At 39.8% G+C, this 15,266-nt stretch carries 13 protein-coding genes and 1 pseudogene; 8 read left to right on the top strand and 6 right to left on the bottom strand.

Translation table 11 applies throughout. From position 1 onward, the window contains the following. Nucleotides 1-137: 137 nt before the first annotated feature. From H5163_RS12150 to yejK, 3 genes and pseudogenes are all read right to left on the bottom strand, one after another. Nucleotides 138-338 carry a hypothetical protein gene (locus H5163_RS12150; protein ID WP_182735226.1) on the bottom strand — a complete coding sequence of 67 codons (201 nt, stop codon included), beginning with the start codon at nt 336-338 and terminating at the stop codon, nt 138-140. A 196-nt stretch (nt 339-534) separates the two neighbouring features. After that, nucleotides 535-1,329, bottom strand: a pseudogene (locus tag H5163_RS12145) (alpha/beta fold hydrolase). Between the two features lie 297 nt (nt 1,330-1,626). Beyond that, nucleotides 1,627-2,640, bottom strand: coding sequence for a nucleoid-associated protein YejK (gene yejK, locus H5163_RS12140; RefSeq protein ID WP_149982371.1), 1,014 nt, complete (start codon nt 2,638-2,640; stop codon nt 1,627-1,629). A gap of 62 nt (nt 2,641-2,702) precedes the next feature. Here yejK and H5163_RS12135 point away from each other — a divergent pair, with 62 nt between their 5' ends. From H5163_RS12135 to H5163_RS12105, 7 genes are all read left to right on the top strand, one after another. After that, complete coding sequence (locus H5163_RS12135) at nt 2,703-2,915, top strand: DUF1414 domain-containing protein (protein WP_016707302.1); 213 nt, start codon at nt 2,703-2,705, stop codon at nt 2,913-2,915. Between the two features lie 5 nt (nt 2,916-2,920). Beyond that, nucleotides 2,921-4,417, top strand: a complete 1,497-nt coding sequence (locus tag H5163_RS12130) for a DUF3413 domain-containing protein (RefSeq protein WP_182735225.1) — start codon at nt 2,921-2,923, stop codon at nt 4,415-4,417. A gap of 76 nt (nt 4,418-4,493) precedes the next feature. Beyond that, nucleotides 4,494-4,970, top strand: a complete 477-nt coding sequence (locus H5163_RS12125; RefSeq protein ID WP_182735224.1) for a DUF4124 domain-containing protein — start codon at nt 4,494-4,496, stop codon at nt 4,968-4,970. An 82-nt stretch (nt 4,971-5,052) separates the two neighbouring features. Then, nucleotides 5,053-6,771 (top strand): bifunctional isocitrate dehydrogenase kinase/phosphatase, encoded by a 1,719-nt coding sequence (gene aceK / locus H5163_RS12120; protein ID WP_182735223.1) that lies wholly within the window; start codon nt 5,053-5,055, stop codon nt 6,769-6,771. Between the two features lie 15 nt (nt 6,772-6,786). Next, nucleotides 6,787-7,725, top strand: a complete 939-nt coding sequence (locus H5163_RS12115) for a LysR family transcriptional regulator (protein WP_145233562.1) — start codon at nt 6,787-6,789, stop codon at nt 7,723-7,725. Between the two features lie 167 nt (nt 7,726-7,892). Then, nucleotides 7,893-8,336, top strand: coding sequence for a PA2169 family four-helix-bundle protein (locus H5163_RS12110; RefSeq protein WP_145233559.1), 444 nt, complete (start codon nt 7,893-7,895; stop codon nt 8,334-8,336). Nucleotides 8,337-8,551: 215 nt separating this feature from the next. After that, entirely contained in the window at nt 8,552-8,947 is a 396-nt protein-coding gene (locus tag H5163_RS12105; RefSeq protein WP_145233557.1) for a biopolymer transporter ExbD, read from the top strand. 57 nt (nt 8,948-9,004) lie between these two features. Here the strand turns inward: H5163_RS12105 and H5163_RS12100 are convergent, their stop codons facing one another. From H5163_RS12100 to H5163_RS12090, 3 genes are read right to left on the bottom strand one after another with little or no spacing between them, the layout of a single operon-like run. Then, on the bottom strand, nt 9,005-12,004 hold the full coding sequence (locus H5163_RS12100) for a TonB-dependent receptor plug domain-containing protein (protein ID WP_404936312.1): 3,000 nt from the start codon (nt 12,002-12,004) through the stop codon (nt 9,005-9,007). Between the two features lie 41 nt (nt 12,005-12,045). Beyond that, complete coding sequence (locus H5163_RS12095; RefSeq protein ID WP_145233555.1) at nt 12,046-13,122, bottom strand: FecR family protein; 1,077 nt, start codon at nt 13,120-13,122, stop codon at nt 12,046-12,048. Continuing rightward, on the bottom strand, nt 13,119-13,676 hold the full coding sequence (locus H5163_RS12090; protein ID WP_145233553.1) for an RNA polymerase sigma factor: 558 nt from the start codon (nt 13,674-13,676) through the stop codon (nt 13,119-13,121). Before H5163_RS12090 ends, H5163_RS12095 begins: the two co-directional genes overlap by 4 nt. A gap of 384 nt (nt 13,677-14,060) precedes the next feature. Here H5163_RS12090 and H5163_RS12085 point away from each other — a divergent pair, with 384 nt between their 5' ends. After that, the gene (locus tag H5163_RS12085) at nt 14,061-15,257 is read left to right on the top strand and encodes an efflux RND transporter periplasmic adaptor subunit (RefSeq protein WP_182735222.1); all 1,197 of its coding nucleotides are present in this window, start codon (nt 14,061-14,063) and stop codon (nt 15,255-15,257) included. The last annotated feature ends 9 nt before the right edge of the window (nt 15,258-15,266 follow it).

Below are 15,266 nucleotides of genomic sequence, written 5' to 3'. Positions count from 1 at the left end.
CATGAGCAAAAAATATGAAAAGTGTAAAAACAATTTAGCTTTGCTCATAAACACCTAGACTCGTTAAATTACACAGTAACTAATTGATTATCTAAAACGATGGCAAGTCGAAGGCTCATATTATTAGGGATGATTTGTTATTTTTTCTTTTCTTGTATTGCGGTGGCAACTGAAAGACCAATGCCAGTGCCAACAGCAATGCCAATAGCTAAACTAAAATGTAATACGTTAAAGATTACACCAATAACCACACCGATAGCAGAGCCAACACCACACCCTATTGCCATATATGCACCTAAGGTTTTATTTGCTGATTTACCTTCCTTTTTATTACTCATATCAGTCCTTAAATCATCACAGCTATGTCGGCTTATCTACAAGTCTAAAAAATGACTCGATTTGATTTATTTTCATTTGTAAACCAACCATAGCCTAGTTACTATTTTGGTTAAATTATTTGTAAGCACATAGCTAACTATACCGTCTCATCGCTTACTGCAGCGGCAAATCATGTAAATCAATTCCCTGCACTTATTAGTCTTTAATTCTTTTCAATAATTCAATTACTTCTTGCACCACCCTATCTGGTTCATCATTTTGAGGATAATGATAGCTCTTATCTGTTAATACAGCTTTACCTTGTGGAAAAGACTCAGCCCAAGCTGAATGCAATTCGCCCCACATTTTTCGGCCTTCATCAGTAAAAAAGAGTAATGGCGGATTTTTATACTTTTTCACGGATGCAATAACGGTTACTGGAATATCTGGGATCTGTGGATAATCTGGCTATGGTCTTTTCGCCCAAAAGTCCAGATACTGGTTGGACATACCATTAGCCATATCGTCTAATTTCACTTGTGCTATTTCTTTCTCAGCTTTTGCAAGATCAATTTGGCGCATGATATCAACATCATGCTCCGAAGCAGGCTCAATCAGCATGAGGGCTGAAACCCACTCAGGGTAAGTTGCAGCGAATCGTCTTGCGATATAAGCACCATATGAATGAGCAATATAGACGATTGGTTTTTCAACGTGTAACGCTTCAAGTAGCATGAGAGCTTCGTTTGCATACTCTTCCGAGCTGTAGTTTTTTCTCAATTGCGTAGAACCGCCGTTACCAATTTTTAAATAACGAATGATGCGGGCTTCCTTTGCAAGCTTTTCAAAAACCGGCTCCCAATCAAATAACCCCGCAGAGCCACCAGCCTCTAAAAATAGAGTATGCTTGCCACTCCACGCGATTTCGTACTCAATATCATAGCCATTAACCTTAATAAAATTAGGCTTGGCAAACACACTTGCCGTAACAAAAAACAGCAAAACATTAATCCAAATTTCACTTTTCTCCTTAAAGACTAGCAAGCCTGTGGATTAACTCATTTTATAATTCACTTTTATTAATAAACCATAGCCAAGTTACTATTTTGGTTAAATTATTTTTTGTATTAAAAGCTAGAGTAATAATCTTATTCGCGGTGGTTTTTTCATACAACTTAATTAATTTAGTATCGACTGTAACTATGCTTCGGCACACAGCAAAAACAAGAAAGCGCGGTGTAAACACCACGCTTTCAACTAATTCAAATCTGCTTAAAACTTACTGCTTATGGCTTATGGCTTATGGCTCTAGTCTTCACTTTCCATAAACCGTTGCAATTGATCTTTAAGGTTCGGCGGTATGCCTTTAATAACTAACGTATCCGTAGCTTCGTTGTACATTACCCGTTCGCCTAGATGTTTGCGTTCAAAGCTGATGCTCACGCCGCCGCCAAGGCCAGAGAATTTAACCATACTGGTAACGGTTTTTTTATCGACCGGGAATGACTCTTCTAGGTCATAGCTTTGCTCTTTGCAAAAGCTTTCAAATGGGTTGTCGTCACCTTTGGTGAGCGTTGCTGATAACTCGCTGACGTTAGCATCTTCACCAGTAGTAACGCAGTCATTACAGTAATCAAATACTTGTTTACGCAGATCGTCTTTTTCAGATTTATCAAATTGTTGCTCTGATAAATAATCTTCAACTGCATTGAGCATTACTTGGCTTTGCTGTTTTGGATCGATGCCTTCTTCGCAACCTAAAAAGTCTAAGAAGAAGTCGGCGACTTTGCGCCCTGCTCGGCCTTTAATAAATGAGATATAACGATTGTCTTCTGCTTGGGTGTCCCACGCAGTTAAATCGATGCGTGCAGCTAGTTGCATGCGGGAAATATCTAAATGGCGTGACGAGGCTAAATCAAGCTCAGAGGTAATAGAGTAATGCTCTTTGATGTTGATCATTGCAATCAGCATATAATCGGTTGCTACGTATTGATAATGACAAAATACTAAATAGCCAGTTTCGTTAAACGCGTACTTATCAAGTTCCTCTTTAAGTACAGCTGAAGCTTGCTCTGTCATGTGCCAAAAGCCAAGCTCGCTGTTGCGGTAACTTTGCATGGCTGATGCAACTACAGAGTTTTTATCACCACTAAAAGCACAGTACCCTTTACCTGGTTTGCCGTTGTATGCGTGATGAAGTTGCTCGATGAATACAGCGACTTTATCATTCACTGCCATTTCGTCATTGCGCAAATGAATTTGCGTATCGTCGTCTTTTTTGTCTACATAATGAACGACTAACTTTTTAACATCTATTGCCATCTTTGTTTTTCACGCCTCTGGTGTTAAAATGTGAGAATATAACTCTTTTATTGAACCAACTGATGCCAATCTTATCAAAATATTCTAATGATGAAGTAGAACAAATCGTCGATCAGCTCATTGATGTGTTAACTAAGCACAATGCGCCGGTTGATTTAAGTCTTATGTGTTTAGGAAATTCTATCACGCATATCTTAAAAGAGCATGTACCAACAGGGAAAAGACAAGCGGTTGCAGACAATTTTGCCAAAGCACTTGCGCAATCGGTTAAATAGACTTTATGAATTTATCGCAGCACAATCAGTTTTCGTCTAAAGCGAGTCAATTATTAAGTTGGGGGCATTTGTTTACTTTTGCCAATATCGGCTTAGTGTTGCTCATAAGTTTAAGTTACTTATTTGCTGACTCTCCACCTACCAGCTTTATGGGTATTCTTTATATGCTAGTGACATGGCTTAGTCACACTAGTTTTATTACCTTTATTGCCTTTGTACTGACGATATTTCCGCTAAGTTTAATATTTCCTTATCCACGTCATATCCGCGGTATGGCTGCAATACTTGCCACTTGTGGTGCATCACTACTGACGCTTGATGCCTATGTGTATTTTAACTTAGGCTACCATTTAAGTAGCTCTGCGTTACCTGAGATTATTACCTTATTGTGGCATCGTTTAACTAGCTCTCCAGCGCTGACAACCCTGTTCGCTGGGGGAATTGTAATGCTTATTTTTGCATTTCAGTTATTAGCAAGTAACTATACATGGCACCATTTAGCTCGCTTAAAACAATATAAATTTGCTCGCTACGCCGGCTCATTGTTATTGGTATGTTTTGCGATGAGCCACAGTATTCATATTTGGGCTGATGCAAATTTGAAGTTTGACATTACTAAGCAAGATAATGTTTTACCCTTGTCCTACCCAACGACAGCAAAAAGTTTATTGGCAAAAAATGATTTACTTGATATTGAAAGTTACGAGCAAGCACATAACGTAAAGGTTAATACACAAAATGTAGATTACACGGCTCCAACACCAATTGCTCGCTGTGAAGACTTTACTGCTGCGACAGTCGATATTTTAGTGTTTAGCTCTGCACCTGCGTTAACTAATTTTGCTAAACAGCACAAAAATTTAAATAAAACAGAGCAGTTTTTACAACCCGTTCACCATCAAGATGTGCTATTTAGCTTGATTTACGGTTTACCTGCATACTACAAGCCAGCCTTAATGACAGAGCAAACATTGCCGGTGTGGCAAAGTAATCGTCGTAGTATTAGTGTCAGTGGCTTTGATGATTTTAACTATATCAATAATACAACAGCGGGTGATGCAGCAATTCGTATCATTAACGCCGATGAAAACACTGCGCTTCGAGAGGGAGTCAATCAAGTATTTGCATTTAGTTTAGCCGATGTTGATCACGGTATTGTGAGTGCTTCATCTTTATACAGCACGGATAGAAAAGTAACCCGCACTGAAGGCTTGATCCAGCCAAGCGATTTAATTGCCACAAGCGTTGGCCAATATTTAAATTGTGCTGATATCGCAAAGCAAAGCATGCTAGGCGTTAATCTGTATAACAAAAAAGGCGATATGGGCGTTAATTATTCGCAAGGCGTATTTATTGCCTATAAGAAAGACCGTATTACATTAATTGATTCTGATGGTAATTATAAAAATATCTCTGCTGCTCAAGGCTTTTCAATAGAGCAAGGTTTAGATATTCCGTTTTTAGCACAAAGCATTAAAAAGCTAAAAACCTTTACCGAATAACTGCCACTGGCAATTTACCCAAGTTAGGTTATAGTTTTTGTATATGATTATGCCCTAACTAGGGAAGGCTAGCGTAATGAAACTGTGTACTCTTTTCGTTATTTTTATTAGTTTGCTATTTGTTGCTGATCAGGCGGCTTCCGCAGATCAATATTACAAGTGCGTAACCGACAGAGGTACTACTTTTAGCCAATTTCCCTGTGGCGGGCAGGCAACGCAACATAAAATAGCACTGTCGCCCAACGTCACTCCGGCCAATGTAAATCATGTCAAAGCGCTTAATTCTCTTGAGCGTGAACAAATTATTCGTAATCTCAACGCTGAGATACGCAGCGTTAAATATAAACTCGCCATTTTGAGTCGTGACCGTGATCGCGCTGAATACGAGCAACTGCAACGGCTTAATCGTTTAATGAGTGATGATGATAAAAAAAAGCTTAGTAAAGAGATAAAAAAGCAGCTAAAAGTGATCAATAAAACGTTTGCCAAAAACACCAAAACGACCAACAAACAGCTCTCTGCACTCGAAAAAAAACTGAAACGTTATGAATAAACTATTGGGTTTTACCAATATTTAGCATACTCTTAACATGTGTAGAGCATATACTCTACAGGTCATTTTGGAGTACCCGTTCATGCAACCACAAAACATTGCCGAGCTAATTTTAAATGGCTTTAAAAAGCATTATAAATTATTTCAGCAGATCACCGCACAAGCACCTCTGGCATTTGCAAATAAAAACTGGACAAAAATGCACGACATTAGTCGCTTGCGGATCACTTATTACGATGATCGGGTTAACGAAACCACCCAGCAACTACAAAATCAGCAATTAGCCAATCAACTGGATGAATCACTCTGGCTGCAAACAAAACAAATCTACCAGCACTTTTTAACGTTTCATCCACAAGCAGAATTAGCCGAAACATTTTATAACTCTGTGTTTTGCCGCTTATTTCATCGACGTTATTTTAATAATGATTTTATTTTTGTAAAAGCCACCTTAGCAGATGCCCCTGCGCTTCCTGTAGAAGCAGAATACCGCAGCTACTTTCCTGTTGTAGACGGCTTAAAGCCCACTATCCGTAAAATAATTAATCAATTTGATTTTAAAGCCGATTTTGTTAATTTAGAGCGCGATATACGACTTTTAGTAAAGGCGTTTTATAAACAAGCACCCGACACCCATCACCGTGCGTGGCAAATGCGCTTTGACATATTACAAACGCCATTTTATCGCAACAAAGCAGCCTATATTGTCGGCCGTGTGGTATCACAAAGTGGTGTGCAGCCATTTATTATTGCGGTGTTACATCATCAAGAGCAAGGTCTGTATCTCGATGCTTTACTGACTAACTCATCGCAAATGCGGGTTATTTTTGGCTTTGCTCGCGCTTATTTTATGGTTGAAACCCACGCTCCTTCCGCATTAGTTCGGTTTTTAAACCAACTAATGCCCAACAAAACCTTAGCAGAGCTTTACAATGCCATTGGCTTTCATAAACAAGGTAAAACCGAGTTCTATCGCGAGTTTTTAACCCATTTACAACGCTCCAGTGATGATTTTGTGATTGCCCCTGGCACACCGGGCATGGTGATGATGGTATTTACCCTACCTTCATTTGATTATGTATTTAAAATAATTAAAGACAAATTTGGTGAAAGTAAACCATTTGGCCGCGATACCGTTCTCAAACGCTACCAATTAGTTAAAAGCCATGATCGGGTTGGTCGTATGGCAGATACCATAGAGTATTCTAACGTCGTATTCCCTGTTGCGCGTTTTAACGCTACATTGCTTGCACTGCTTAAACAAACTATTGGTTCATCAATGATCATCGAAGGCGACTTACTGATCATCAAACATATGTATATTGAGCGACGCATGACGCCACTGAATTTATATTTAGAAAAAGCTAATACTGAAGATGCCGCTGTTGCCATTGCAGAATATGGCCAAGCACTCAAGGAAATGATCGCCGTTAATATTTTCCCAGGCGATATGTTACTTAAAAACTTTGGTGTCAGTAAACACAAACGCATTATTTTTTATGATTATGATGAAGTGCAATATTTAACAGACATGAACTTTAGGGCATTGCCTAAAGCAAAAAGTTATGATGACTACTTAACCAATGAGCAAAGTTACTCTGTGGCACCACAAGATGTATTTCCAGAGCAGTTATGCACTTTTGTAATGCCAAACCCGCAATACAAAGCAGTTTTCAGCCAAACACATCCAGAACTATTAGACGTCGCATTTTGGCAGCAAGCGCAACGAAATATAAAAGCAGGGGTCGTTAGCCATATCTACCCTTATCCAGCAGCGCAGCGTTTTATCCATCAATGGTAGACGAAAGGACACACAATGAATATCAGTAAAATAGATTTAAACTTACTCGTTTATCTCGACACCTTATTACGCGAATGTAATGTTACTCGCGCCGCAAACCAGCTTAGCATTACACAGCCGGCAATGAGTAATGGTTTAAAACGTTTACGTAACCTGTTTAACGATCCGATCTTAGTACGCACCAGTGATGGTATGGTGCCCACTGAACGAGCTATTGAATTGCAGCCGGTGATCCGTGGCATCTTAATGACATTAGAAGAAACGCTTGCACCAAACCGTGAATTTGAGGCCAGCCAAAGCAAACGGGTATTTAGGATTATGGCCAGTGACTATGCTGCCAGCACCTTAGCACCTAAGCTACTGAGTAAATTACACGATGAAGCGCCGGATACCACACTCGATATTCTCACTCCAAGTGATGTTACTTTTCATGATGTAGAAAACGGTAAAGTTGATATGGCAATAAATCGTTTCGAAAACCTACCGCAGTCGTTTCATCACAAACGTATTTGGAAAGATAGCTTTTGTTGTTTAGTAAAAGCTGACAACCCGATCATTGAAAATTTTAGCCTCGATAGTTATTTAAAAGCTCGGCATATTTGGGTAAGTAAAACAGGTTTTGGTGTCGGGGTTGGTATGGATCCTAAAGACGTACAAAAACTTGGCTGGGTTGATGAAGCGCTCGCCCACTTTGGTAAACACCGAAATATTGCCACATTCACCCGTAATTACCACGTTGCAATACATCTAGCGAAAGAGAAGAACCTGATTGCGACACTCCCTTCAAAAGCCGCTAATATTTATTTAGATGATCCCGGTTTGCAAATTCTGGAGCCTCCCTTCCCTATACCACCATTTGAGTTAGATATGATTTGGAGCCCATTACTTCACAGAGATGCCAGTCATATTTGGTTACGCCAAAAAGTAGCCGAAGTTGCAGATGAATTAAAGTAACGCTCTTACAAAAGCCCTGTAAAATTTGCTTACTGGTATTTTCAAGTAAGCAAACATCAATTTAAAAGTATTAATAATCATGATGTTAAAATAATTTAAAAATGGAATGGCAATTGCTTTAAGTTACTTGAACTTTAATATTCATTTAACTTAAAGAGGTCAATATTATGAATGCCCAGCAAGGAAACGAAGTAAATCATATCACTGACATTATCCAAGTAATGAACAGCGGCATCGACTTTTATGAAAAGGCGCAGGAAAAAGTACAAGATCCAGCCATTGGTGCGCTATTTCAGCGTATGATAGACGCACGTAAAGTCAGCGTTGAAAACTTACAGCCTTACGCTATTAATCAGCAAGGTGAACGAGAAGATGGTTCGTCTTTTGCTGTTGAAGCTCGCCGAGCATATACCGCACTGATCACAAAATTTAGTGCCAACAACGACCAAATTTATGTCAAAGAGCTTGAAGAAGTGGAAGATAAAACACTTGAAGAAATTAAAGCTGCCATGAAAAAACCACAACCGCACGATTGTGAAGCCGCCCTCGCTAAAGTATTACTGACCATGCAAAGCTGTCATACGGAGATGAGCCGTATGCAGAAGCATTAACCACAATGCTTAAATGAGAGCCCAGCCACGCGCTGGGCTTTTTTATGCTCATAATTATAGTTAAATGATTTTTATAACAAAACAATGCAAATAATTAATAAAAATAGCATATTTATTTAACCACAGCATGATTTTAATCGTCTAGGCTTATTAATAGGTACCTACTATCCCGCTGTGGCGCCGCAGCATTTTATCAAAAATAACAAGGTTCCATTATGAGAAATAAACAACATGTAAACCCACAAAACGCTGACGTTGATATGACGCCGATGCTTGATATTGTATTTATACTTTTAATATTTTTTATTGTTACAACTTCATTTGTAAAACCTGTGGCAATAGAGCTGCAACGGCCTGTAGATAAACCCAGTATTGATAAACAAACTAAAAGTGCTCATTTTAGTATTGACCAAAGCAATGCGGTGTATTTTGCGGGGCGATTAATTGACTTAAACCAAGTTGCCACTAACCTTGCGATGTTTGCTGCGAAGTATAATATCGCCACAGTACAAATAGCTGCAGACGAAAACAGTACGCATCAAACTTTAATGACAGTAATGAATAATATCAAAGAGTATGATAACTACCCCATCGCACTCACATCACACTAAAAGCAAAAAAAGGGCCAGACGGCCCTTCAAAACTAAATAACGTAGGAGAAGTTATTTTTAGAATCGGTATTCAGCACCTACATAGTAGTAAGCACCGTTAAAACCAAATGGTGCTGAACGGCGTGAGTACTCAAATACACCGGTTGAACTGATAATAGTATTACCAGAAGCATCAACAATTGTGCCTGAGCGAGAATTACCTATGGTATTTTTATCAGGGTAAACGTCAAATAAATTGTTTGCACCAATATTTAGTGACAAGTTATCTGTGACAAAATAGTTTACTTTTACATCGGTAAGAATTTCAGCGCCGTAAGTCTGGCGACCGCCATCTTCAACCGTGTATTCGCCATAACGATTTAGCGATAAGTTTACCGTCCAATCTTCAAGGCGATATAATGCACTTAAGTTTACTCTGTCTTGTGGTTGCCATTCTTCGATGATTGAGGTTTCTTGCGAAGAAAATACATCTTCGACAGGGATAGTTTCCAAACCACTGCCCGCAGGAGTAAATAAATCAACCACATCGGTTTCAGTAAAGTTAGCCGCTAATGTAAAATCTAGGGTACCGCCGAAGCCTTCCGTGTTCCATGTCGCAACAAAATCCACACCTTGCGTTTCGGTATCTGCACCATTTAAGAAAAACTGCCCTGCACCTGCGCCAGAACTAACCAATGCAGCATCTAGCGTTGATGACAACCCTTTACCTAAACGGTTACTGATCACAATACGATCGTCAATATCAATTGAATAATAATCAACGGTAACATTAATATTATCCGTCACGTTATACACAATACCTAAGCTCATGTTTTGTGACTTTTCTTCTTTAAGTTTTGGAATACCAATACTCTGTGCAAGTGTGCTGTCGTTTCTAAAAGTACCAACTTCTTCTGCAATTAGATCGCCATTAGGACCGACTACAAACTGAGTACTAATATTATTGAAGTACAATTGCTGCATTGATGGTGCTCTAAAACCAGTACTCACCGCACCGCGCAGTGAAACGTCATCAGTCACCGACCAGTTACCCGCTAACTTAAAGTTAACCGTATCACCAAAGCCTTTGTAGTTATCGTAACGCAGTGCGCCAGAGATAATTACATCATCAATAATGTAAGTTTCAGCATCAAGGTAAAACGAAATCACATCACGTGATTCATCCACAGAAGATTCCGGCGATGAACCACCAAAACCTTGTGTACCACCTGCTGCATTTTCGCTGCCAATACCACCGCTCATACCATCGTAAATATTAACACCATTATTAGTATCATAATCACGGTAAGCGTATTCACTGCCTTCTAAAATACGATATTCATCGGTGCGAAGCTCGGCACCCATTGCCAGTGAAAAATTATCATAGTCTTGTGTAAAATCAAGATTGATTGTTTGCAGTGATAACTCCATGCCATACGCATACGCTTGGCGAGGAATAGTGGCACGAATATCATCAGCACTTAAACCTTGATCATAACGTAATAAATTAGCGTATGAACCATTGATAGTGTCACTAGTGGTATAATCGATGCTGTTTTCACCATAGGTGTATGACAGGTCAAGACTAGAGCTATTATCAAACTCTTTTTTAAAGCCAAAGTTATACGAGATATCATCAATGGTGGTGTTGATCATTGGCAAGAAGCCCATCGGGATCACCGCATCACCATCTTGTAAAACTGGGTTGCCATCAGCATTGGCATTATGACGGAAGAACGCGGCTGATTCGTTATCTCGGGTTGAATAAGTAATAAAGCCATAGAGCTCACCACCAGCAAGTTCATAACCGGTATTCACCGTTAAAGCAAATTGTTGCGAGTCTGCATCACCAATTCTAAACGTATCACGTGGTGCAGTCAGCTCACGAGGATCGCCCGCTAACAGCGTGCCATCATCAAGCTCTGTGCAACCATAAAACTGGCAAGAGCCATGTAAACCGGCACGATTTGTAGGTGCACGGTCGCGGTAGTTGATAGTGGTATTTAAATAACCATCATCGCCTAAAGCAAAGCCTTTATTAAAATCAACCGTAACGGTTTCGCCATCACCTTCAGAATACTGGCCATAGTTAACCGCGGCTTTACCGCCTTCATCAGCATCTTTTAATACGATGTTGATAACACCCGCAATCGCATCTGAACCATATTGCGCAGCCGCACCATCACGTAATACTTCGATACGTTTAATTGCAGCAGCTGGGATCGCATTCATATCTGTACCTGCGGTACCACGACCTACAGATGTATTAATATGGATAATGCTGGCTTGGTGACGACGTTTACCATTGATAAGTACTAATGTTTGATCTGGCCCTAAGCCACGTAAAGTAGCAGGTCGTAGTGCATCAGTACCGTCACTGATCGATGAACTTGAAAAGTTAAAAGACGGTGCGATAGCTTGTAACATACGGCCGACTTCTGTTTGTCCGGTATTTTCTAGCGCTTCAGCACTTAAAATATCAACAGGTACGGGTAAGTCTTCGACCGAACGCCCTGCTACACGGCTACCAACGATGGCGATTTTTTCAATATTTTCTTGAGCGGCTTGTTCTTGTGCATTAGCAACTTGGCTATTGGTTGCCATTAAAAGTGGTATTACAGCAGCACTGACCCCTGAAAGCTTTCTCATGTTGTTATCATTCCTATTGATTTGTTTGAGTTTTATACTCAGTAAACCATTTTGATCAACAACCGCATCGAGTTCAGTATTTTTCAGCATTGTACTAAGCGCTTCTAACTGAGTGTAATAACCATACACTGATTGAGCTTGGTATTGTTTTGCTAAATCAAACGAAAAAACCACGGTTTGTTCTGTTTGTTTTGCAAACTCTATCAATGCTTGATCTGCTCGCTGCGCTTTTATATCAAATTGTACCATCTGTGGATTTGCAGCCTCAGCCTGAACATTTAGGCTAAATACTAAAGGTGCTAATACAATTAACCCACAAATTGGATACGTTTGGTTACTGCGCAACTTATACAAACAGTTGAGAAAGAATAATCCGCTATGCAATCCTATTTTTTTATTAATTATTTTTTTACTTTTTATATTTACCATTGTAACTTCTGACACTTTAAATCAAAGAGCAAGCATAAAGCTTAGCTGTGATCACCGTGTTTTAGGCTCACGATATGTTCACCTAAACGTTCATGCTCAATGGCTAAATTGATGCGCAGGCTATCAAGTAAACCGATAATATCACCGGCTTTAAACACCCCAGCCACTTTTAAAGAAGCTAATGCAGGATCAGCAAGTTCAAAACGCGTTGCGGTATAGCGACTCACTTCTTGCAGTGCTTCGCTTAACGACTCGCCATTAAAAATTAGCATACCTTGTTGCCATGCCAGATCCCGTTGTACATCATCTTGTGTTAACCGTTTGATTGGCTTGGTAATACTTTCTTTAATTAATGCTTTTTCGCCAGAGATAACAATACTAGCATTAATTTTTTTCACACTGTCTGTATCATTACTAGCACTTTGTAATTGTACAAAATCATCAGCATTTACGGCAACCGAAGGATCCGTGATCATCACTTTACCCTCAGTAACAACCAGCTCAAGATCCGATGCTGCATTACGTTGCACATTAAAAACAGTCCCCAGTGCGGTAAATGACTTATCGCCTGCCATCACCGTAAATGGACGTGCGGCATCTTTAGCAACATTAAAACGTCCTTCGCCTCGACTTAAAATCAGTTGTCGGCGGTTTTTTGTATACGCAACTTCTAATAAGCTATTGGTATTTAATTGCACAATCGTACTATCTGGTAGCACAAACGTTGCTTGCTCACCGACTTTAGTACGGTAAATTTTACTGTACTTGGCTTGTTCTTGTGGTGTAGTTGGCCACTGCTCAATACCAACAAATATAAAGCTGGCAACTAGCAATGCGGCAAAGACACTTGCCGCAATCGAAAAATTAATTTCTCTGCGGGCAGGCTTATTGATGCTGTTTTTATTGGGAAATAAGCTACTCAACTCATTTAATACGCTCAGTTCATCCCATAACTGGGCTAACTCAAATACCGCATCTTGATGGGCTTTATTTTGTTGCACCCAGTGCTGAAATTGCATACGTTCTTGCTTTGATAAGCCCCTATCCATAGCACTTATCCAACGACTGGCATCTGCTTGAATAGCATCTTTAGACGAAAATTGATGGATATTACTCATTTTCCCACCCTCCTGGCAGGTTCAATAGTGGCACTGCTGTGCTCACCTAACTGCTCATGTTGCTGCATGTAGCGCATAGATTGTAACAAACCTTTGGCAATATGTTTTTCAACCGTACTTTCACTTAACTTCATTTGCGCTGCGATTTCTTTTTGGCTCATGCCATATACTTTCTTTAAAATAAAACATTTTCGCACTGGCTGGCTTAGTTGCTCAGTAGCACGGCAAAACAATAAAAAGCGCTCTTTTGAGGTCACTTCGTCCTCAAGCTGCATAGATCTCAACGACTGCTGATAATCATCAGAGGTATCTAATGAATCGCAATGCTGATTATCCCATTTAGCAATGTGGTTAAGCGCCAAATGCTTAGCAGTCTTTAGCATATAACTGCGTGTATATTTAATATCTTGTTTTAAATCAGCTTGATAGCTCTTAACAAAGGTTTCTTGTACTATATCTTCCACGTCATCTGGTTGTACAATGCGCGAAACAAAACGTCGCAACTGTGAAGACAGATCAATAAATGTTGTAGATAATGTCGGCTTGCGCGTCATTATTAACTTTACCCTTGCTATTATTATTACGCCTAGGGTACGAGTTTTAGCGCCAATTACAAGGCAATTTGTTAATTTTGTGGTTATTAAAGCTGTTTCGCTAACAAAGCACTTACAGCACTTCATAATTAAGCTATTGTCATACAAAGTAATGACTTCATTACTTTATAAACAGCTTTACAGAATATCTAAATTCTAAGGTATCAAACTACTTTGAGCTTTAAAAAATACTGAAAAATAAACACGAGCCTGTACCTGTAAAAATTTAGGGTATACACTCGTATTTAACTAAGCTATACGGATTAAGCACCACGTAAGCCATGCTTTTAGCTTATAAAACATTATAAATTATTCATACTTAACAATTGGAACTGTGGAGTAACCATGCGTCTGTCTTTCGCACCATCAAAATTATCTTTATTCTTATTTACTTCGGCTTCGTTGTTTCTACAAGGTTGTAGTGAAGCACCTAAAACTGAGCAAGCAGCAATGCATCCAGCAGCTGTGGCAACAACCATAGCAACCTATGAAGATGCCCCATTCACTATTGAACTACCGGCAACCTTATCAGGTTCTAAAGAAGTTCAAGTACGTGCCAGAGTAACGGGGATCCTAGAATCTCGTAACTTTGATGAAGGCCAGACAGTTAAGCAAGGTCAGTCACTTTTCACTGTGGATTTAGCCCCCTATCAATTGGCGGTTGAAAGCGCGCAAGCAGCTCTTAATGGTGCAAAAGCATCTTTAGTGCAAGCCGAACGTGAAGTGAAACGATTAGCCAAACTACGTGCTGAGAAATCAGTCTCACAACGAGATTACGATAACGCCAGCTCCACCCAAGATATTGCTAACACGACGTTAGAGGCCGCGAAAGTTGCATTAAAAGAAGCCCAACTGAATTTAGAATATGCGCAAGTAAAAGCACCTGTCGCTGGGGTGGTGGGCCGTGAATTTGTGTCGGTAGGTACTTTTGTATCAGGTCCCGATCTATTATTAACGCAAATTACCCAGTTTGATCCTATTCGTTTACGATTTGGTATTTCTGAGCGTGAACAATTACAAATGCGTCAAGATGTTGCAAATGGCTCTTTAACGCTGCCAGAAAAAGGTCAGTGGCACACGAGCATAAAATTACAAGACGGTTCACTCTCCAATAAAAGTGGCAAAGTTAACTTCTCTGATGTACGTATTAATCCAAATACCGGCACCAGCGAACTACAAGCAATTATCCCCAACACTGATTTTGAACTTCGCCCAGGTCAATTTGTGCGAGTGATGTTAAGTGGTGCGGTACGCAAAAATGCATTTGTAATACCGCAACGTGCGGTACTTGATAATGGCACTGGTAAATTTGTTTATGTAGTCGCTAAAAATGAACAAGGCGGCACGATTGCGCGCCCAGCTCCCGTTGAAGTAGGTGAGTGGATCCAAAAGCCAGATAATCAAGGTGATAAAAACTTTTGGTTGATTAAATCAGGCATACAGCAAGGCGATGAAGTGATCATCGATGGTATGGCAAAGATTTTCTTCCCGGGCATGCCAGTGGCCGTTAACAATGCAACAAACAACGTAAGCGCAGAATAGGCGCAGGGA

The organism is Pseudoalteromonas sp. SG44-8 (genome assembly GCF_014164125.1).
Taxonomy (GTDB): Bacteria; Pseudomonadota; Gammaproteobacteria; order Enterobacterales; family Alteromonadaceae; genus Pseudoalteromonas; species Pseudoalteromonas rhizosphaerae.
Note: the sequence above shows the minus strand (reverse complement) of the source record. Positions and strands in the feature narration are given on the sequence as shown.

What these genes read in the sequence shown, in the direction of transcription:
- H5163_RS12150 (WP_182735226.1), bottom strand. Translation starts at nt 338, where the DNA reads ATGAGTAATAAAAAGGAAGGTAAATCAGCAAATAAAACCTTAGGTGCA.
- yejK (WP_149982371.1), bottom strand. Translation starts at nt 2,640, where the DNA reads ATGGCAATAGATGTTAAAAAGTTAGTCGTTCATTATGTAGACAAAAAA.
- H5163_RS12135 (WP_016707302.1), top strand. Translation starts at nt 2,703, where the DNA reads ATGCCAATCTTATCAAAATATTCTAATGATGAAGTAGAACAAATCGTC.
- H5163_RS12130 (WP_182735225.1), top strand. Translation starts at nt 2,921, where the DNA reads ATGAATTTATCGCAGCACAATCAGTTTTCGTCTAAAGCGAGTCAATTA.
- H5163_RS12125 (WP_182735224.1), top strand. Translation starts at nt 4,494, where the DNA reads ATGAAACTGTGTACTCTTTTCGTTATTTTTATTAGTTTGCTATTTGTT.
- aceK (WP_182735223.1), top strand. Translation starts at nt 5,053, where the DNA reads ATGCAACCACAAAACATTGCCGAGCTAATTTTAAATGGCTTTAAAAAG.
- H5163_RS12115 (WP_145233562.1), top strand. Translation starts at nt 6,787, where the DNA reads ATGAATATCAGTAAAATAGATTTAAACTTACTCGTTTATCTCGACACC.
- H5163_RS12110 (WP_145233559.1), top strand. Translation starts at nt 7,893, where the DNA reads ATGAATGCCCAGCAAGGAAACGAAGTAAATCATATCACTGACATTATC.
- H5163_RS12105 (WP_145233557.1), top strand. Translation starts at nt 8,552, where the DNA reads ATGAGAAATAAACAACATGTAAACCCACAAAACGCTGACGTTGATATG.
- H5163_RS12100 (WP_404936312.1), bottom strand. Translation starts at nt 12,004, where the DNA reads ATGGTAAATATAAAAAGTAAAAAAATAATTAATAAAAAAATAGGATTG.
- H5163_RS12095 (WP_145233555.1), bottom strand. Translation starts at nt 13,122, where the DNA reads ATGAGTAATATCCATCAATTTTCGTCTAAAGATGCTATTCAAGCAGAT.
- H5163_RS12090 (WP_145233553.1), bottom strand. Translation starts at nt 13,676, where the DNA reads ATGACGCGCAAGCCGACATTATCTACAACATTTATTGATCTGTCTTCA.
- H5163_RS12085 (WP_182735222.1), top strand. Translation starts at nt 14,061, where the DNA reads ATGCGTCTGTCTTTCGCACCATCAAAATTATCTTTATTCTTATTTACT.